This window comes from Leucobacter sp. L43, assembly GCF_016597785.1.
GTDB classification, from domain to species: Bacteria; Actinomycetota; Actinomycetes; order Actinomycetales; family Microbacteriaceae; genus Leucobacter; species Leucobacter alluvii.
Genome location: NZ_JAENJG010000003.1, coordinates 374,376 through 392,690, shown reverse-complemented (window position 1 = coordinate 392,690; position 18,315 = coordinate 374,376). Strand labels below are relative to the sequence as shown.

The 18,315-nt window shown below is 70.8% G+C and carries 20 protein-coding genes; 7 read left to right on the top strand and 13 right to left on the bottom strand.

From position 1 onward, the window contains the following. Window positions 1-59: 59 nt before the first annotated feature. Window positions 60-1,169 carry a phosphoribosylformylglycinamidine cyclo-ligase gene (purM, locus tag JE033_RS13845; protein ID WP_200332379.1) on the bottom strand — a complete coding sequence of 370 codons (1,110 nt, stop codon included), beginning with the start codon at window positions 1,167-1,169 and terminating at the stop codon, window positions 60-62. Window positions 1,170-1,305: 136 nt separating this feature from the next. Here purM and purF point away from each other — a divergent pair, with 136 nt between their 5' ends. Together purF and JE033_RS13835 are read left to right on the top strand one after the other, a co-directional pair. Next, window positions 1,306-2,766, top strand: coding sequence for an amidophosphoribosyltransferase (gene purF, locus JE033_RS13840; protein WP_200332377.1), 1,461 nt, complete (start codon window positions 1,306-1,308; stop codon window positions 2,764-2,766). 31 nt (window positions 2,767-2,797) lie between these two features. Continuing rightward, a complete protein-coding gene (locus JE033_RS13835; RefSeq protein ID WP_090151885.1) occupies window positions 2,798-3,253 on the top strand; it encodes a MepB family protein in 456 nt (151 codons plus the stop codon). Window positions 3,254-3,333: 80 nt separating this feature from the next. On the opposite strand, the gene JE033_RS14970 is transcribed toward JE033_RS13835, so the two are convergent. The 4 genes from JE033_RS14970 to JE033_RS13815 are packed head-to-tail and all read right to left on the bottom strand — an operon-like array spanning window position 3,334 to window position 4,799. Further along, complete coding sequence (locus tag JE033_RS14970; RefSeq protein ID WP_200332375.1) at window positions 3,334-3,741, bottom strand: twin-arginine translocase TatA/TatE family subunit; 408 nt, start codon at window positions 3,739-3,741, stop codon at window positions 3,334-3,336. Between the two features lie 33 nt (window positions 3,742-3,774). Further along, window positions 3,775-3,948, bottom strand: a complete 174-nt coding sequence (locus JE033_RS13825; protein ID WP_370567978.1) for a twin-arginine translocase TatA/TatE family subunit — start codon at window positions 3,946-3,948, stop codon at window positions 3,775-3,777. 51 nt (window positions 3,949-3,999) lie between these two features. After that, on the bottom strand, window positions 4,000-4,413 hold the full coding sequence (locus tag JE033_RS13820; protein WP_200332373.1) for a hypothetical protein: 414 nt from the start codon (window positions 4,411-4,413) through the stop codon (window positions 4,000-4,002). Continuing rightward, complete coding sequence (locus JE033_RS13815) at window positions 4,410-4,799, bottom strand: sterol carrier family protein (protein ID WP_200332371.1); 390 nt, start codon at window positions 4,797-4,799, stop codon at window positions 4,410-4,412. Before JE033_RS13815 ends, JE033_RS13820 begins: the two co-directional genes overlap by 4 nt. Before the next feature lie 37 nt (window positions 4,800-4,836). On the opposite strand from JE033_RS13815, the gene purD reads away from it, so the two are divergent. Then, on the top strand, window positions 4,837-6,090 hold the full coding sequence (purD, locus tag JE033_RS13810; RefSeq protein WP_200332369.1) for a phosphoribosylamine--glycine ligase: 1,254 nt from the start codon (window positions 4,837-4,839) through the stop codon (window positions 6,088-6,090). 116 nt (window positions 6,091-6,206) lie between these two features. Here purD and JE033_RS13805 read toward each other — a convergent pair whose 3' ends face one another. Next, window positions 6,207-7,055 (bottom strand): SRPBCC domain-containing protein, encoded by an 849-nt coding sequence (locus JE033_RS13805; protein WP_200332367.1) that lies wholly within the window; start codon window positions 7,053-7,055, stop codon window positions 6,207-6,209. Between the two features lie 226 nt (window positions 7,056-7,281). Here JE033_RS13805 and JE033_RS13800 point away from each other — a divergent pair, with 226 nt between their 5' ends. The 3 genes from JE033_RS13800 to purQ all read left to right on the top strand — a co-directional run bounded on the left by JE033_RS13800 (window position 7,282) and on the right by purQ (window position 9,325). Further along, window positions 7,282-8,202: a phosphoribosylaminoimidazolesuccinocarboxamide synthase gene (locus tag JE033_RS13800; RefSeq protein ID WP_200332365.1), complete on the top strand. Its 921-nt coding sequence runs from the start codon at window positions 7,282-7,284 to the stop codon at window positions 8,200-8,202. A gap of 101 nt (window positions 8,203-8,303) precedes the next feature. After that, window positions 8,304-8,621, top strand: a complete 318-nt coding sequence (gene purS, locus JE033_RS13795) for a phosphoribosylformylglycinamidine synthase subunit PurS (RefSeq protein ID WP_200332363.1) — start codon at window positions 8,304-8,306, stop codon at window positions 8,619-8,621. Further along, window positions 8,618-9,325: a phosphoribosylformylglycinamidine synthase subunit PurQ gene (gene purQ / locus JE033_RS13790; protein WP_090151905.1), complete on the top strand. Its 708-nt coding sequence runs from the start codon at window positions 8,618-8,620 to the stop codon at window positions 9,323-9,325. The genes purS and purQ overlap by 4 nt, the downstream gene beginning before the upstream one ends. A 42-nt stretch (window positions 9,326-9,367) precedes the next feature. Here the strand turns inward: purQ and JE033_RS13785 are convergent, their stop codons facing one another. The 7 genes from JE033_RS13785 to hemE form a co-directional block, all read right to left on the bottom strand. Further along, window positions 9,368-9,940 (bottom strand): GNAT family N-acetyltransferase, encoded by a 573-nt coding sequence (locus JE033_RS13785; protein WP_200332361.1) that lies wholly within the window; start codon window positions 9,938-9,940, stop codon window positions 9,368-9,370. 98 nt (window positions 9,941-10,038) lie between these two features. Further along, window positions 10,039-11,394 (bottom strand): glutamate-1-semialdehyde 2,1-aminomutase, encoded by a 1,356-nt coding sequence (locus JE033_RS13780; protein ID WP_200332359.1) that lies wholly within the window; start codon window positions 11,392-11,394, stop codon window positions 10,039-10,041. Between the two features lie 89 nt (window positions 11,395-11,483). After that, window positions 11,484-12,470: a porphobilinogen synthase gene (gene hemB, locus JE033_RS13775; RefSeq protein ID WP_200332357.1), complete on the bottom strand. Its 987-nt coding sequence runs from the start codon at window positions 12,468-12,470 to the stop codon at window positions 11,484-11,486. Continuing rightward, the gene (locus tag JE033_RS13770) at window positions 12,467-13,306 is read right to left on the bottom strand and encodes a uroporphyrinogen-III synthase (protein WP_200332355.1); all 840 of its coding nucleotides are present in this window, start codon (window positions 13,304-13,306) and stop codon (window positions 12,467-12,469) included. The genes hemB and JE033_RS13770 overlap by 4 nt, the downstream gene beginning before the upstream one ends. After that, window positions 13,303-14,328, bottom strand: a complete 1,026-nt coding sequence (hemC, locus tag JE033_RS13765) for a hydroxymethylbilane synthase (protein WP_090151921.1) — start codon at window positions 14,326-14,328, stop codon at window positions 13,303-13,305. Before hemC ends, JE033_RS13770 begins: the two co-directional genes overlap by 4 nt. A gap of 25 nt (window positions 14,329-14,353) precedes the next feature. Next, the gene (gene hemG / locus JE033_RS13760; RefSeq protein WP_200332353.1) at window positions 14,354-15,775 is read right to left on the bottom strand and encodes a protoporphyrinogen oxidase; all 1,422 of its coding nucleotides are present in this window, start codon (window positions 15,773-15,775) and stop codon (window positions 14,354-14,356) included. Next, the gene (gene hemE / locus JE033_RS13755) at window positions 15,765-16,877 is read right to left on the bottom strand and encodes a uroporphyrinogen decarboxylase (protein WP_200332351.1); all 1,113 of its coding nucleotides are present in this window, start codon (window positions 16,875-16,877) and stop codon (window positions 15,765-15,767) included. The genes hemG and hemE overlap by 11 nt, the downstream gene beginning before the upstream one ends. Before the next feature lie 114 nt (window positions 16,878-16,991). Between hemE and JE033_RS13750 the strand changes: the two genes are divergently transcribed. Continuing rightward, on the top strand, window positions 16,992-18,263 hold the full coding sequence (locus JE033_RS13750; protein WP_200332349.1) for a glutamyl-tRNA reductase: 1,272 nt from the start codon (window positions 16,992-16,994) through the stop codon (window positions 18,261-18,263). Window positions 18,264-18,315 lie beyond the last annotated feature (52 nt).

Genomic DNA, 18,315 nt, shown 5'->3' with positions numbered 1-18,315 from the left:
ACGGGCCGAGCGCGCGAAGCCGCTCGGGGCGCGATGCCACCCGCGCGACGTACGGGACCCTACGCCGCGTACGACCCCACGAGGCGCACTGCGCCGCCCTGCACGCCCTTGGCTCCCTGCTCGAAGCCGGCGAGATCGCGCGAGGATGCGGAGATCGAACCCGCGACCCACACGTCGAGCCCTTCGGCGGCGAGCGCGGCGGCGACATGCTGCGCCGACGCTGCGTCGACCACGGCGAACATGCCGATGCCGAGGTTCCAGGCGCCCTCGACCGACTCGAGCGAGTGCCCGCCGAGGTCGGCGAGATGCCGGAAGACGGGAAGCGGCGACCAGGCACCGCGATCCAACTCGGTCCACATGCCGACGGGCAGCACCCGGGCGAGGTTCGCCGCGATGCCTCCGCCGGTCACGTGGGAGAGGGCGTGGATCGCACCGTCGAGCGCTGGGTCCTCGAGCACGCGCAGCAGCGGCGAGGTGTAGAGCGCTGTCGGCACGAGCAGCGCCTCGCCGTAGCTCGAGCCGAGGTCGGCGCTCGCATCCGTGTACGCGACGCCCTTCGACGCGAGAATGTGGCGCACGAGCGAGAACCCGTTCGAGTGCAGTCCGGAGGCGCCGAGGGCGAGGATCACGTCGCCGTCGGCGACGCGCTCCGGCCCGAGCACGCGATCGGCCTCGACCACGCCGACCGCGGCGCCGGCGACATCGTAGTCGTCCGGTCCGAGCAGCCCGGGGTGCTCCGCGGTCTCACCGCCGACGAGCGCAGTGCCGGTGGCCTCGCAGGCCTCGGCGATCCCGCGCACGATGTCGGCGATGCGCTGCGGCACGACCTTGCCGCAGGCGATGTAGTCGGTCATGGCGAGCGGCTTGGCGCCCACCACGACGATGTCGTCGACGATCATGGCGACGAGGTCCTGCCCGATGGTGTCGTGGATGTCCATGGCCTGGGCGATGGCGACCTTCGTACCCACCCCGTCGGTCGCGCTCGCGAGCAGCGGTCGACGGTACTCCTTCAAGGCAGAGGCGTCGAACAGCCCGGCGAATCCGCCGACGCCCCCGATCACCTCGGGCCCGTGGGTGCGCGTCACCGCGGACTTCATCAGCTCGACGGCCAGGTCGCCGGCAGCGGTATCGACTCCGGACTGGGCATAGATCGACGCGTTTTCGCTCACCCGACCAGCGTACCTTGCGGTGCAGCGCACGGCGATTGGTCGCGCCGATCGATCGCCCGGCTGCGTGTGGGAGACTAGGCGGTGCGTCACCTCGACTCGACGCACCACCCACTTCGCAGGGAGCATTCACTACAGCATGTGCGGCATCGTCGGTATCGTTTCGCCCGAACCCGTCAACCAGCAGATCTACGACAGCCTCCTGCTGCTGCAGCACCGCGGGCAGGATTCGACGGGCATCGCCACGCTCGACGGCGATTTCTTCCACATGGTGAAGGCCAAGGGCCAGGTGCGCGAGGCCTACCGCACCCGCGATATGCGCAGCCTCACGGGCAACGTCGGTCTCGGCCACGTGCGTTACGCGACGCGCGGTTCGGCGGCCGCCGAGGACGAGGCGCAGCCGTTCTACGTCGGCGCCCCCTACGGCATCATCCTCGTGCACAACGGCAACCTCACGAACACCCGCGAGCTCACGGCTGATCTCTACAACGTGGACCGCCGTCACCTCAATACGCACTCCGACACCGAGCTGCTGCTCAACGTGCTGGCGAATGAGCTGCAGTCGACGATCAGCGGGCTCTCGCTCGACGCCGAGCAGGTCTTCGCGGCCGTCTCGCGCGTGCACGAGCGCGTCGAGGGCTCGTACGCGGCGATCGCGCTCATCGCAGGGTACGGGCTCCTCGCGTTCCGCGACCCGTTCGGCATTCGTCCGCTCGTGCTCGGGCGCCGCACCGGCGCGAACGGCAACGACGAGTGGGTCGTCGCCTCTGAGTCGCTGGTGCTCGAATCGGGCGGCTACGAGCGCGTGCGCGATGTCGAACCGGGAGAGGCGATCCTCATCTCCCCAGACGGCACCATGAAGTCGCAGCAGTGCGCCACCCAGACGAAGCTCGTTCCCTGCGCTTTCGAGTACATCTACCTCGCCCGCCCAGACTCCGTGCTCAGCGGCATCTCGGTGTACGAGGCGCGTCTGCGCCTAGGCGACGTGCTCGCCGAGCAGGTGCAGGCTGAACTGCCGGGCGTCGAGATCGATGTCGTCATGCCGATCCCCGACTCCGGCCGACCGAGTGCGATGCAGCTCGCGCAGCGGCTGGGCGTTCCCTATCGCGAGGGCTTCTTCAAGAACCACTACATCGGCCGCACGTTCATCATGCCCGGTCAGGCGGTGCGCAAGCGCAGCGTGCGTCAGAAGCTCAATGCCATGAGTTCGGAGTTCGCCGGCAAGAATGTGCTGCTCGTCGACGACTCGATCGTGCGCGGCACCACGTCGCGCGAGATCGTCGAGATGGCTCGCGCCGCTGGCGCCAAGTCGGTCATCTTCGCTTCGGCGGCGCCCCCCGTGATCTTCCCGCACGTCTACGGCATCAACATGCCGTCGCGGGGCGAGCTGATCGCTCACGGTCGCACGCCCGCCGAGATCGCCGCCGAGCTGAACGCCGATCACCTCGTCTACATGAGCGTCGAGGGCATGAATCGGGCCATTCTCGCGGGGCAGGATCGCGTGACCGAGCTCGAGCAGAGCTGCTTCACCGGCGAGTACATCACGGGCAGCGTCGACGAGGAGTACCTCGCCTGGGTCGAGGCGACGCAGGAGAGCTGAGGATCCGCAGACCTCGGCCCGCTCCCGCATCATGGCGTTCACCGCGTTCGAGCAGTACGTCGCGCACGCATTCGGTTCTGCCGACTGCGTGCGCTCGGTCGTGCCGGAAGAGCAGAACAGTGATTACGAATCGGGGCTCGCCGTCATCGATGACGAGCGCTGGCACATTCGCACCGCGCGGAACACCCCGAAGAAGCCAGGCGCGTTCGTCGCCGTCTGGTCGCGAGACGCGGCTGGCAACACGGTTCCGCTGCCGATGGACGACCCGGCGCGCGGCCTGCTCGTCTTCGTCGCCGATGGGGAGCGCCGCGGCGTCTTCCGCTTCACTGCAGAGCATCTGCGCGGGCTCGGCGTGACGGCGACAGCGCGCCGCCCCGGCAAGCGCGGCTTCCGCGTGTACCCCGCGTGGTGCCGGGATTTGAACGAGCGCGCGACCGCGAGCCAGGCGGCGCAGGCGTCGGCGTTCACCGAACTCCCCGCGATGTGACGGAGCGGCGCGTCCCGCACACATGAAGCACCCCCTGTCCGCGATCGCGGGCAGGGGGTGCTTCGCGCTTCAGCGGGCGTTCAGCGCTTCGGTTCTTCCGGGTCCACGGGGCTCTGCGGCACGGCCGGCGGCGCCTGCGGAGTCACGGGCTGCTCGGGATCGTGAGCGGGGCTCTGCGGGACCGCGGGTGAAGCGGTCGGCTCAGCGGTGCCGGCCGCGTTCGCGGGGCTCTGCGGCACGGCGGGCGCGGCCGGCGGCGTTGCCTGGCGCTCCGGATCGACCGGGCTCTTCGGCACGGCCGGCGATGTCGGTTCTGCGGGAGCAGCGTCGCCCGCTGCGCCGTCGCGATCCGAGCTGACTTCCTTGCGGAGGATCTTCATCGACTGCCCGAGGCTCTTCGCCAGCGCGGGAAGCTTCGGTGCGCCGAACAGCAGCAGCACGATGAAGAGGATGACGATCAACGTCGGTCCCGAGAGATTACCGATCATGGAAAACAGGCTCCGATCGTTGCGGCGAGACGCTTACGAGGCGTCCGTCTTGGTGTTGGAGGGCTGCGCCTCCACTGGCGTTTCAGCGTCGCCGCCGACCTCCTTGCGGAGGATCTTCATGGACTGGCCGAGGCTCCGAGCGAGCGCCGGAAGCTTCGGAGCGCCGAACATCAGGAGGATGATGAAGAGGATGGCAATGAGGTGCACGCCTGTGAGGTTTCCGAGCATGGCTGAGTCTCCGAATCGTAGTTGAGTGGATTATCGCACGTCGGACTGAATGGCGATACCGGTGCCTCGCTGACGCCGCACGGCGAGGCCGAGCAGCAGGGCGACGACCCCACCCAGACAGGCTCCGATCGCGGCGCCGATGAGCGCCATGAACCCGACGACCTGGCCGAGCGTGTACTCGGCGCCCTCTTCGATCGGGAAGAACAGGCACGCGATCATCGCGATGACCGCACCGGCGATGATGCCGCCGATCACGATGCGACCGACGCGCACCGAGCGCTCGAGCGTCACCTCCCGCTCCGTGACCTCGACGACGGGCTCCCGCTCGCCGGGGTCGGTGCCCAGCGGCGCGTCGGAGGATTGCGGTGCGGGCGCGCTCCCCGCTGGTGCAGCGTCGGCTGGCTCCTGCTCTGGGAGACCCGTCGGAAGATCGGACTGACTCATATCTCTAGTGTCTCAGCTTCGACTGGGTGCTCGCGCACGAGCGGGAGCAGGCCGACGAGCGCCGCCCGCGATCCCGATGCGACCACCCGTGCATCGCCGACCGCGGTGCTCCAGTCGAGTTCCCCGCACGCGAGCGCGATCCAGGTCTGCGCGTCGGTCTCGATGACGTTCGGCGGGGTGCCGCGGGTGTGCCGCGGGCCGCTCACGCACTGCGTCGCCCCGTAGGGCGGCACGCGCACCTCGACGGTGTTCCCCGGCGCACGCTCGGCGAGCTCCTCGAGGAGGTAGCGCACGGCGGTCGCCACCTCGTTGCGCGCCGTGCTGCCCGCCCGCACTGCGGCGAGCGCCGCGCGCCCGTCATCGATGGAAATCCTCCGCTTGGCCACGGGTCAAGCCTATCCGCGCTTCGGTAGTCTGGACGGCGTGAAGATCCTCGTCCTGGGCCCGGGTGCCCGCGAACACGCCATCGTCCTCGCTCTCCTCGCCGAGGGCGCCGATCACGAGATCGTCTGCGCGCCCGGGAACGCCGGCATCTCTGCGAGCGGTGTCGAAACCCCGGAGCTGGAGTACAGCGATCCCCGGGCCGTCGCCTCCTTCGTGCAGGATCGCGGATTCGATCTCGTGGTGATCGGCCCTGAGGCGCCGCTCGTCGCCGGAGTGGCGGATCCGCTGCGCGCCGCAGGGGTTCCGGTATTCGGGCCCGACCGGGCCGCTGCGCAACTCGAAGGCTCGAAGGCGTTCGCCAAACGGGTGATGGACGAGGCGCAGGTGCCAACGGGTCGTGCGTCGCGCGTGACGTCGACCGTGGAGGCCGGGGCGGTGCTCGACGAGTACGGCGCTCCGTACGTGGTGAAGGCCGACGGGCTCGCCGCCGGCAAGGGCGTGCTCGTGACCGAGGACCGGGATGCGGCACTGGCGCATGTCGAGACCTGGGCGCCCCGCGGAGAGGTGCTCATCGAGGAGTTCCTCGACGGGCAGGAGGTGTCGCTCTTCTTCTTCGCCGACGGCCACGACGTGCTGCCGCTCAGCCCGGCGCAGGACTACAAGCGCATCTTCGACGGTGACGCGGGGCCGAACACGGGCGGTATGGGCGCCTACTCTCCGCTCCCCTGGGTCGCAGATGACTTCGTCGCGGAGATCACTCGGACGGTCGCACTGCCGACCGTCCGACAGCTCGAGTCCGAGGGAACCCCGTTCGTCGGGCTGCTGTACTGCGGGCTCATCGTCACGCAGCAGGGTGTGCGGGTGATCGAGTTCAACGCGCGCTTCGGCGACCCGGAGACCCAGGTCGTGCTCGCCCGACTCGAGTCGCCGCTCAGCCGGTATCTGCTGGCAGCTGCGAACGGTGCGCTGGCTGCTGAGCCGGAGCCGGTGTTCTCTCCCGACCCAGCGGTCATCGTCGTCGTCGCGAGCGAGGGCTACCCGGGCGACGTGGTGACCGGTCGCTCGATCACCGGCATCGAAGAGGCTGCAGCTCTCGAGGGCGTGCACGTCGTGCACGCGGCGACCGCGCGAACCGATGACGGCGGGTGGATCGCGACGGGTGGACGGGTGCTCGGCGTCGTCGCGCGCGGCGCGGACTTCGCCGAGGCCCGCGATCGGGCGTACGCGGGCGTTTCGCGAATCGCCCTCGCAGGTGGTCAGTCGCGCACGGACATCGCGGCCCGCGTGGTCTGACGCCGGCGATCGGCGGCGCTCCGCATCCTGGGCCCACGCCCGAGACCGGCGCCGCGGCGCGTGCGAGCACGAACGGGCCCGGGATCGTCGATCTCGGGCCCGTTCTGCGAGCCGCGTCAGTTGCCGCGGATCAGGGTGTCGAAGTCGGGCTCGTCGGGCCGCTCAGCGCGGCGCTGCTCCGCCGATGCGTCTCCCTCGTTCGCGGGGATCTCCCCCGCATCGCCGACAGACTCCCCGGGCTGGGCCAGCGCGGCGTCGAGCTGCGCGCGGTCGATCTGAATCGTCTCGTCGAGATCGAGTGGCGCGCCGGATGCTGCGTCGCCTGCTCCAGCGACCACGGCCACTGGGCCGGTCTCGAGCTCGGGGTGGTCGCCCACCGTCGGCTCGGCTTCGAGCTCGATCTCGTCGGCGGCGTCCACCTGATCGACGGGCTCGGCAGCCTCATCGATCTCACCGACGACCTCGGGCTCGACGACCTCGAGCTCGCCCGCACCGGCCGCGGGCGTCTCCCGCTCACCGAATGCACCGGCCGCCTGGGCGGCTTCGAGCGCCGTCACCAGATCGTTCAGCAGCACCTGCCACCCCTCCTGGGAGGCTGCCGCCCGCTCGCTCGCCGCAGGCAGCGCGTCGAACCCCGTCTCGGTCACCGTGATGCCCGTGTCGACCCCCTGCGTGCGCAGGGTGATGAGCACGGCGGTGTCTCGCTCGTCGCCTGCTTCGCGCCAGGTGAAGCCGACGGCGTGGCCCTCGACCCAGACGTCGACGGTGCCGGAGGCGTCGCGGCTGACAGCGGCGTCGCCCTCGCCCTCGGACCACCGCTCGGCGACGGTGCCACCCACATGAGGCTCGAGCTGCAGCTCGGGCCACCACTCCGAGCGGCGATGCTGCTCTGCGAGAAACGTCCAGGCAGCAGCTCGCGCGACGCCCACTCGACTTCGCGCCACCACGGGCCCCAGCGGGATCATAGTTCTCCTCATCTCGCTCGCGCCGGTCATTCCGACCGGCAACCGGAAGCTCAGCGCACGCGCGAGTTTCCGTCTCTCTACAGAGCGTAACCGCACCCCCTGACATCCAGGTTCCAATCGGGTGCCTGTCGTGGTATTGCTGCGGAAATGGGGGTCGTGGGCAGGCATCCTGCCGTCCCGCACCCCACGACACCATGAGCCATTCGCGCAGTGCGAGAATGAACGGGTGACCCTTCTTCCCGCCCCCACCCAGCTCGCCGGTTGGCGCCACATCTATTCCGGCAAGGTGCGCGACCTGTACACCGCCGCAGACGGCTCGGATGCGCACCTCCTCGTCGTCGCGAGCAACCGCGTGAGCGCGTTCGACCACGTTCTCGAGCCGCCGATCCCCGGGAAGGGGGCCCTGCTCACAGCGCTGTCGAACTGGTGGTTCGCGCGCATCGATCTCCCGAACCATCTCGTCGCCGAAGAATCCGACGCCCCGGCGGTGCCGGCGGAAGTCGCCGACCGCGCGATGCTCACCCGCAGGCTCGAGATGTACCCGATCGAGTGCGTCGTGCGCGGAGCTCTCACCGGGTCGGGGTTCGCCGAGTACCAGCGCACCGGAGCGGTGTGCGGCATCGAACTGCCCAGCGGCCTCGACGACGGCGATCTGCTCGACCGCCCGATCTTCACACCCGCCTACAAGGCGCCGCTCGGGGAGCACGACGAGAACATCACGTTCGAGCGCAGCGTCGAGCTCGTCGGGCCGGAGGCCGCGGCCGCCCTGCGCGATGCCTCGCTGCAGATCTTCACCGCAGCACGCGATCTCGCTGCCGGGCGCGGCGTGGTGCTCGCCGATACGAAGTTCGAGTTCGGCCGCGATCCGCTCACGGGATCACTCGTGCTCGCCGATGAAGTACTCACCAGCGACTCGTCGCGGTACTGGGACGCCTCCGCGTATCACGACACGGCGCGTTCCCGGCAGGATCGCCTCGCCTCGTTCGACAAGCAGATCGTGCGCAACTGGCTGTCGGAGCACTGGGACCAGACAGGCGCGCCACCCGCACTGCCCGCTGAGATCGTCGCGAAGACCTATGACCGCTACCGCGAACTGTACGTGCGGCTCACCGGCGGCGAACCCCCCTTCGCGCCCGTCGCGGTCTGAGCAGATCGGGGCCCTGCGCCTCGTACCGCCTTCCGCGCGGGGCTGAGCGTGATCCGTGCGAGAATATGCAGTAGCTTCACCACGAGAAATGGAGATCCCGGGTGCCCACGATTGTCGTTGATGTCATGCCCAAGGCCGAGCTGCTCGACCCGCAGGGTAAGGCCACCACGGGGGCGCTCGCTCGTCTCGGCCACGAGAAGTTCGAGAACGTGCGCATCGGAAAGCGGTTCGAGTTCCAGGTCGCCGGCGAGGTGACCGACGCCGTGCTCGCCGAGGTGCGCCAGGTCGCAGACGACATCCTGTCGAACGGGGTGATCGAAGACGTCGTCGCGATCAGTGTCGACGGCGTGCAGGTCTCCGCCGACGCACCCGCTGCCGACGCACCCGCCGCCGACGCGCTCGCGGGCGAGGCTCGCTGATGCCGCGGATCGGGGTCGTGACCTTCCCCGGTTCCCTCGACGACCGTGACGCGCAGCGCGCGATCCGCCGCGCCGACGGCGAACCCGTCGCGCTCTGGCACGCCGATCACGATCTGCAGGATGTCGAGGCGATCGTGCTTCCGGGCGGCTTCAGCTACGGCGATTACCTGCGCCCCGGCGCGATCGCCGCGGTCTCGCCGATCATGACCGAGGTCGTCGCCGCCGCGAACCGTGGCCTCCCCGTGCTCGGAATCTGCAACGGCTTCCAGGTGCTCGTCGAGTCGCACCTGCTGCCCGGGGGGCTCATTCGCAACGCCCACCAGCAGTTCATCCGCCGCGATCAGAAGCTGATCGTGGAGAACGCTGATACGGCGTGGACGCATCGCTTCCAGCCGGGCGAGGAGATCGTCATCCCGTTGAAGAACGGCGACGGCGGATACATCGCGAACGACGAGACGCTCAAGTACCTCGAGGGCGAAGGTCTCGTCGCCTTCCGCTACGCGGGCGTGAACCCCAACGGGTCGCTCAACGACATCGCCGGGCTCTCGAACGAGCGGGGCAACGTGGTCGGCCTCATGCCGCACCCCGAGCACGCCGTCGAAGCGGGTTTCGGGCCGGATACGCCGGAAGCGATGCGATCCGGCATCGATGGTCTGCGCTTCTTCGAGAGCGCCGTCGAAGCGCTGGTGGCTCGCGCGGCCTGAGCGCGACTCGGCCTCACCCCGCGATGGGGGTCGAGATCCGGGCTATCGCTGCCCTCGCGGTGCCCCGAGAACGACCCCGATCGGGCCGCTCGACGGCGACTCGTCCGAGTGGCCGACGTCGAGGCCGTACGACAGGATGCGCAACGGGCCGATCTCGCGTTCGATGGTGAACTCGCGCTCAGGAATCTGCACGAATCCGAGGCGCTCGTAGAGGCGCTGGGCCGCGACCATCTGCTCACCGGTGTGCAGCACGACCCGGTCGAGCCCTCGCGTCCGCGCCAGATCTGCTGCATACCGCATGATGGCTCTGCCGACGCCTCGCCCGCGAGCGGCTGGCGAGACGCCGAGCAGACGCACGTCGAACTCGTTCTCCTCGGTGTCTTCGATCAGCCGCTCGCCCGGGAGGGGGACCGTGATCGAGCCGAGCAGCTCACCGCTCGCACGGTCGACGGCGACGAGCACCTCGGAGATCTGGTCGCGCCCGGCGACGTCCTCGATTTCAGCGAGGTATTCGTCGTTCAGCGTGTAGTCGCCCTCGTAGGCCGCCCGCACCATCGCGCCCACCGAGGCGTACTCGTCGGGGCTCACGCGCCGGATCGTGATCGTTTCTTGCACCCCGGAAGCCTACTCCTCTCCACGGGGGTGTGCGCTCGGCGCCGGTCGCGCCGGACGAGCACGGCTCAGCGCACGGCTGGGCGCCAGACGAGCACGGCTCAGCGCGCGTCTGCTCCCGAGGCTCCGGCTGCTGCGCGCGCCGCGTCGGGGAGAGCCTCGATGATGCGGGCGAGAGCGACGTCATCATGCGCCGCGGTCACGAACCACGCCTCGAACGCGCTCGGCGGCAGGTTCACCCCGCGCTCGAGCATCGCGTGGAAGAACGCACGATGCGCGCCGACGTGCTGGCGCTGCACCTCGGCGTAACCGCGCGGCGCCGACGGGAAGTCGCCGAAGAGCACGCTGAACAGGGTGCCTGCGCGTTGGACGCGATGCGGCACCCCAGCCTCCTCGAGAGCCGCGGTCACGGCTCCGGTGAGCACGTCCGCGGCGTGCGAGAGCCGAGCGTAGGCGTCGGCGTCGGCATGGCGGAGCGTGGTGAGGCCGGCCGCGACGGCCAGAGGATTGCCCGAGAGCGTGCCCGCCTGATACACCGGTCCGAGCGGCGCGAGCAGCTCCATGAGGTCGGCGCGCCCTCCGAGCGCGGCGAGGGGAAGCCCGCCGCCGACGACTTTGCCGAAGGTCAGGAGGTCGGGTGCGACGCCGGCGGCGACGCGATCCTGCTCGATGCCCCAGAACCCCGATGGTCCGGCGCGGAACCCGGTGAGCACCTCGTCGAGGATCACCAGTGCGCCGTGGGCGTGCGCGAGCCGGATCATCGCCTCGGTGAACCCCGGCATCGGCGGCAGTACGCCCATATTGGCTGCGGCGGACTCGGCGATGATCGCAGCGATGCGATCCCCGTGCTCGGCGAAAGCCGCCTCGAGCGCGGTCAGATCGTTGTAGGGCAGCACGAGCGTCTGCCCGGCGGTCTCGGCTGTGACGCCGGCCGACCCCGGCATCGCGAGAGTCGCGAGCCCGGAGCCCGCCTCCGCGAGCAGTCCGTCGGAGTGCCCGTGGTAGTGCCCGGCGAATTTGATGATGAGCGGACGCTGGGTGGCACCGCGGGCGATGCGGATCGCCGTCATCGTCGCTTCGGTTCCCGTCGAGACGAGGCGCACGCGCTCGATCACGGGCATCCGGGAGATGATCTCTTCCGCGAGCTCGGCCTCCTGAGGAACCGAAGCACCGAACCCGAGGCCGCGTGCGGCAGCCTGCTGCACGGCGTCGACGACCGCGGGGTGCGCGTGCCCGAGAAGCGCCGGCCCCCAGGAGGCCACGAGGTCGACGTACTCGTTGCCGTCCACATCGGTGACGTAGGGGCCAGAGCCGGATACGAGGAATCGCGGCGTGCCCCCGACCGACCCGTAGGCGCGCACCGGCGAGTTCACCCCGCCGGGAATCACGCGAGCGGCACGCTCGGAGAGGGCGGCGCTGCCGGAGGCATCTGGGTGGGGAATCAGGTGTGCGTTCATGGGTTCCATCCTGCGATTCGGGTGCGGTGGGGCGAGCTCAGCATCGGCGGGCGGGCTCGGGAGACTCGGGCGAAGGCCAGCGGGCGGTGTCAGATGCGACGAGCGAGCTCGGTGGCGAAGTACGTGAGCACCGTGTCGGCGCCGGCGCGCTTGATGCTCACCACCGCCTCCTCGATGGCGCGCTCGCGATCGATCCAGCCGTTCGCCGCGGCCGCCTCGATCATCGCAGCCTCCCCCGACACTTGGTAGGCCCACACGGGCACCGGGCTCACGGCCGCGACGTCGGCGAGCACGTCGAGGTAGCTCATCGCGGGCTTCACCATGACGATGTCAGCGCCCTCTGCGAGATCGAGCTCGGCCTCGCGCAGCCCCTCGCGGCGGTTGGCGGGATCCTGCTGGTAGGTGCGCCGGTCGCCCACGAGCTGCGAGTCGACCGCTTCGCGGAACGGTCCGTAGAAGGCGGACGCGTACTTGGCGGAGTAGGCGAGGATCGCCGTGTCCGAGAAGCCGTTCGCGTCGAGGGCGTCGCGGACGGAGGCGACCTGCCCGTCCATCATGCCCGAGAGCCCGAGCAGAGCCGACCCGGCGGCCGCCTGAGCGAGCGCCATGTCCCGGTAGCGCTCGAGCGTCGCGTCGTTGTCGACGACGATCTGGTCGCTGTCGCTCGATGTGACGCGCAGCACCCCGCAGTGGCCGTGGTCGGTGAACTCGTCCAGGCAGAGGTCGGTCTGCACGACGAGGGCGTCGCCCACTTCTTCGGCGACCGCGCGCGTCGCGACGTTCAGAATACCATCGGGGTCGTCGGCCGCGCTGCCGACCGCGTCGCGCACCTCTGGCACGCCGAACAGCATGACTCCACCGACCCCGGCCTCCGCCGCGTCGGCAACGGCTCGGCGCAGGGAGTCGAGAGTGTGCTGGTGGACCCCGGGCATCGAGGAGATGGCCTGCGGCTCGGCGATGCCCTCGCGGACGAAGAGCGGCAGTACCAAGTCAGCGGCATGGAGACGGGTTTCTGCGGTGAGACGGCGCATCGCTCGGCTGGTGCGGAGCCGGCGGGGGCGAACGGTGGGGATCATGCTGGGCTACCTCCGGAGGTACTCGGGAACGATGTGAGCGCGACGCGATCGAGCAGATTCGAGACGGTGTGCGGTTCGGCGACGATATCGGCGACCAGTCCGTGCTCGGCGAGCGCGCGCGCTGATGGGGCGCCGATCGCTGCGAGGCGCACGCCCGGGGGCAGCGGGGCGAAGCGCCGGGCGACCTCGTGCGCTCCCGACCCGCTGAGCACGAGGATCACGTCGATCTCACCTCTGGCGACGCGCTCCTCGATCGCGGTATCCCGGGAGGCCGGCAGCGTGCGATAGGCCGTCACGCGATCGACGCGATGGCCCGCGCCCTGGAGCGCCGTCTCCAACGTGCGATCGGCGAGCTCCGAGACGGGGAGGAGGAACCGCAGGGAGCCGTCGAGCGGGAGTTCGAGCAGCGCGGCTGCGAGACCGACGGCCGAGTAGTCGGCAGGAGGCACGAGATCGGGGTCGAGGCCGTGCGCCCGGAGCGCGTCAGCCGTGGCCGGGCCGACGGCCGCGATGCGGGCCGACGACGCGGCAGGGGTGTCGCTCTGCAGGGCACGGGACCCCGCGGCAGCGAATGCGTCGGCAGCATTCGCGCTCGTCATCAGCAGCCAGTCGTAGTCGCCGCGATTCCATGCGGCCGCGGCATCGCGGAGCGGACCGGAGTCTGCAGGGGGTGCGATGTCGGTGAGCGGGGCGAGCAGCGGCTCCCCGCCCAGGCCCCGAACCTCTGCAGCGTCGCGCTCACCCGCGGCGCCGCCGCGGGTGATGAGCACCCGGACGCCGGCGAGCCCGGCGCGGTCGGCGCGGTCGGCGCGGTCGGCGCGGTCGGCGTCGGTCATGCACGGCCCCCGAGCGGCGCGAGATCGGCCGCTCCTGCCGCGAGCAACTCGGCCGCGACCCGACGCCCGAGTTCGGCCGGCACCTCAGGCACCGGCACCCCGGAGTCCGGCGCGGTCGTGCTCCACGGAAGCGAGGCCTCGGCGGTCAACTGCTCCGATCCGTCGACGCGATACACGACAGCGCGCAGCCGCAGCTCGTCGCCCGTCACTTCGGCGCACGCCCCGATCGGTGCGGCGCAGCCGGCCTCGAGCGTTGCGAGCAAGGACCGCTCGGCGAGCGCCGTCGCCCGGGCCTCGGCGTCGTCGACAGCCGAGAGGGCAGCGATGTACGGCTCGGTCGTCGCGTCGGCCGCGCGCACCTCGATCGCCAGCGCACCTTGTCCGGGGGCTGCCGGAACGTCGGTGAGGGGGAACCGTTCGGTGATGGCGGCGGCGCGGCCGAGGCGATCGAGTCCCGCTGCTGCCAGCACGACGGCGTCAAGGTCGACCCCCACGCGGCCGAGTCGGGTGTCGACGTTGCCGCGCAGGTCGTGCACGTCGATGTCGGAGCGGCGGGCGCGGATCTGCGCGGCGCGGCGCGGCGAACCGGTGCCGACCCGCGCGCCGACCGGCAGGTCGGCGAGGGTGAGACCGTCGCGCGCGCACAGGGCGTCGCGCGCATCGGCGCGAACGGGAACGGCGCCGAGCGAGATGCCCGCGCACGCCCCGGTCGGAAGGTCTTTGAGCGAGTGCACGGCGAGGTCGCACTCACCGGCGAGGAGGGCGTCTCGGAGCGCGCTCACGAAGACGCCGGTGCCGCCGAGCTGCGAGAGCGGTGCGCGCGTGACATCGCCGTGCGTCGTGATGATCACCAGGGCGACATCGAGGCCGGTCGCCGTCGCCATCTGCTCGGCGACCATCGTGGTCTGCGACACGGCGAGGGCACTTCCCCGCGTTCCGACGCGCAGCAGCCCGGGAGCGGGCGCGAGCGGCGCGTCTGACCGGAAGACTCGGCCGGACGGGGAGGGAAGCGATGCGTTCATTTCAGAGGTCTTTCGATTCGATTCGTCAGTGGGAGGCGGCGAGGGCGGCGGCTGCCGCGGTGCGGGCCCCCTGCACGATCGCCGCGAGGCCGGTGCCGCTGACCCAGTCACCGGCGAGCGTCACGCCGGCGGGAGCGGTGAACGGGCGAGCGTCGCGCGATCCCGGGGGGCGGCCCATGCGCCACGTGCACCGCACGAGGTCGACGACGGTGTCGGCGCGGAGATCAACGCCGAGAATGCGTGAGGCGTCGTACCGGGCGATCCCACGCACCTCCGCATCATCGAGCCCGACGGTCTCCGGTGCCGAGCCGGCCCGGCCGTACGAGAGGCGCACGATGTGACGTCCGGGTCCTGCTTCGCGCGCACGCTCGGGCCACTTCGCGGTGACGTGCGTGAGCGCCTTCGCGAGGATCGGAGCCGCTCCGCTCTCGCGGCGCGCACCGGCCCCGACGGCGTCCCGCGCGACGAGCGCACCGGTGCCGCGCGGCGCACGGTCGAGCCTCGGATCATCGATGGCCAGCGCGACGACTTCGATGCGGTCGGTCGCCTGACCTGCGGCACCCGTCTCGCCGACGAGCCGTCGAGCCACGTTCTCCGGCACCGCGAGCACGACACGGTCGGCCGCTGCGAGCACGGCATCGTCATCGCCGAGCACGAGCCACGTGCCGGCACCCGCTGCAGCGGTCTCGCGCGCCTCGATCCTCCGCGCCTTCGTTCCTCGGAGCACGGCGACGCCGCGACGCCGCACGTCGGCTTCGAGCCCGTCGATCAGCTGCGTCATCCCGCCGCGCAGGCCCGCGACCGCTCCGCCCGCCGCTGCCTGGCCGTCTCGCAGTTCACGAGCGGCGGCGATGAGCGTTCCCCGCTTCGCGTAGGCCGCGGCGAGCCCCGGCACGGTGGCCACACCGAGGCGCTCAGGGTCGGCCGAGTACACGCCGAGCGCAACGGGCCGTACGAGGCGATGCAGGGCGCGTGATCCGAGCCGCGCGCGCACGAGCTCGGCGAGCGATCCGGCCTCGCTCCCGACGCTTCGGGGCAGCAGCGGCTCCACGGCTGCCCGCAGTGCGCCCTGCATCCCCAGCGCGCGAACGGTGGCGCGGGAGAGCGGCTGGGCGGGGATCCCGAGGGTCCCGGCGGCCGGCAGCGGGATGGACCGCGCACCGTCGATCACCCAGGAGCCGAGCGGCGCGGGCCGCACGACCTGGTCGGACAGACCGAGTTGGTCGATCAGCTCGGCAACGGTGCCTCCGCGGGTCGCGAACGACTCGGCGCCGATGTCGATCGTCGTTCCGGCGAGCGCGGCGCCCCGGATGCGGCCGCCGAGCCGCTCGGAGCCTTCGATCACGACCACGTCGGCGCCCGCTACGGCGAGCTCGCGCGCCGCAGCCAAGCCGGAGACGCCACCGCCGACGACGGCGATGCGCGGTCGGGGAGAGTCAGGCTCCATGGGCGAACGAGACGATGCGGGTGAGCACATCGGGGTCGGTCTCCGGCGGAACCCCGTGACCGAGATTCAGCACGTGGGCGGGCGCACTGCGGCCCCGGCGCAGCACGTCGGAGACGTGGGCTTCGAGCACGTCGGTCGCAGCACCGAGATACGCGGGATCGATATTGCCCTGCAACGGGAAAGCGCCGCCGAGCCTGCGGTTCGCCTCGTCGAGCGGCGTGCGCCAGTCGACGCCGAGCGCGTCCACGCCGACCTCGGCCAGCTCTTCGAGCAAGTGGCCGGAACCGACGGCGAAGTGGATGATCGGGACGGCGCGCGCCGCGGCCGCGTACCCCTCACCCGCTGCGTAACCGAGCCGGCGCACGGGCTCGAGCGTGCGCCGAGAGGCGGGGGCGACTCGATCGCGGTAGTCGGCAGGCGACAGCGATCCGGCCCACGAATCGAACAGCTGCACGGCGCTCGCGCCCGCCTCGACCTGCGCTTCGAGGAACACGCCGCAGAGGTCGGCGACCCAGTCGAGCAACGACGCCCAGGTCTCGGGGTCGGCGTGCATGAGGGTGCGGGCCCGCAGGTGGTCGCGCGAGGGCCCGCCTTCGACGAGGTACGCGGCCAGGGTGAACGGTGCGCCCGTGAAGCCGATGAGCGGTGTGCTGCCGAGCGCCTCGGCGGTCAGACGCACCGCGTCGCGCACCGGGTCGAGCGCCGCCCGCAGCCGCTCGGGGGTGAACTCCTCGCGCACCCGTGCGACGTCAGCCGCGGTGCGCACCGGATTCGCGAACACGGGCCCCCGGCCGGCGACGAGATCGACGTCCACCCCGACCAGCTTCATCGGCACGACGATGTCACTGAAGAACACCGCGGCGTCGACGCCGTGCCGACGCACGGGCTGCAGCGTGATCTCGCTGGCCAGCTCAGGGGTGAGGCACGCATCGAGCATGCGGTGGTCGGCGCGGATGGCGCGGTACTCGGGCAGCGAGCGACCGGCCTGGCGCATGAACCAGACCGGCGTAGACTCGGGTCGGTCGCCCCTCAGGGCTCGGATCAATGGCGCGTCGCCCGTTCGGCCGTCGACGAGCGGGTGCGAAGCTGGGAGGAAGTTCATCGGTCGAGATGCTAGCTTATAGATCTGATGTGTCACATCTGATGTGTTCAGATTCGAGCGAAATGCCGCGCGAAACAACCACGAATCCCTGATCAGAAAACGTATCGATTATCTATGCTGCTGTGCCTCTCCTTCGATCACCGCGGGTGCTCCTTCCCTCTGCTGGAGCGCCTCACTGCGCGCACCCCGGAGATCACCGAGGCGCTGACCGCGTCGAATGACCTCGACGGCGTCGTGGTGCTGTCGACCTGCAACCGCTTCGAGGTGTACGCGCAGGCCGGGCGGGACACGAGCGAGGCGATGGTCGAACTGATCTCGCAGGTCGCCGGCGTGCCGGTGTCATCGCTCTCCATGGCGGTCGATGTCGAGTTGGATCACCGGGCCGCCGAGCATCTCTTCGCCGTTGCGTCCGGTCTCAAATCAGCGGTCGTCGGCGAGGAGGAGATCGCCGGGCAGGTGCGCCGCGCCCACGTCGACGCTCGCGAGCGCGGCACGGTGACGCATCACCTCGAACGCCTCTTCCAGACGGCCACGCGCACGTCGCGCACCGTCAAGCACCGCACGGAGATCCACTCCCAGGGGCGCTCGCTCGTGCGTCTCGCCCTCCGGCTCGCGGAGAGCCGGGTGCCCGTCTGGCAGGACGCCCGCGTGCTGCTCATCGGCACGGGCGCGTACGCCGGCGCGACGATCGCGGCGCTGCGATCACGGGGCGCCGAACGCATCAGCGTGCACTCCCCCTCCGGCCGGGCGGCAGCGTACGCCGAGCGCCACGACCTCACCCCCGTCGATCCCGCGGAGCTGCGCAGCGCGCTCGACGCCACTGATGTGATCATCGCGTGCAGCCGAACCGAGGAGCCACTGCTCACCGAGGCCGATTTCGCGCCCCTGGGACCGGGCGCGACGGCGACGGCTGGGATCTCGAGGCCGGTCTCGCCGCGCCTCCTCATCGACCTCGGCATGCCTCGCAATATCGACCCGGCCGTCACCCGCATCGACGGCATCGAACTGCTCGATCTCGAAACTGTCGCACGGCACGCTCCGGTGACCGAGCTCGGCACCGAGCACGAGGCCCTCGAGATCGTCCACGATGCTGCGGTCGAGTTCGGCGCATCTCAGGCGGAGCGCGACACCCTGCCGGTACTGCTCGCGCTGCGCGGTCATGTGAACGCGATCTTGGAAGACGAGTTGTGCCGCGCCCGTCGCGCCGGAGACGACGAGGATGATGCGACTGCCGCCGATGTCGAGGCGGCGCTGCGGCGCCTCACCGGCCGCCTGCTGCACGCCCCCACCACGCGCATCCGGTCGCTCGGCCGGGAGGGGCGAGCATCGGAGGCTTCCGAAGCGCTCTCCGCGCTCTTCGGTCTGGAGTCTGCCGAACGCTCCTGACCGCGCTGGGCGGGGGGCGCGCGCTCTCGCGTCGGGTCGCGTCCGGGACGTC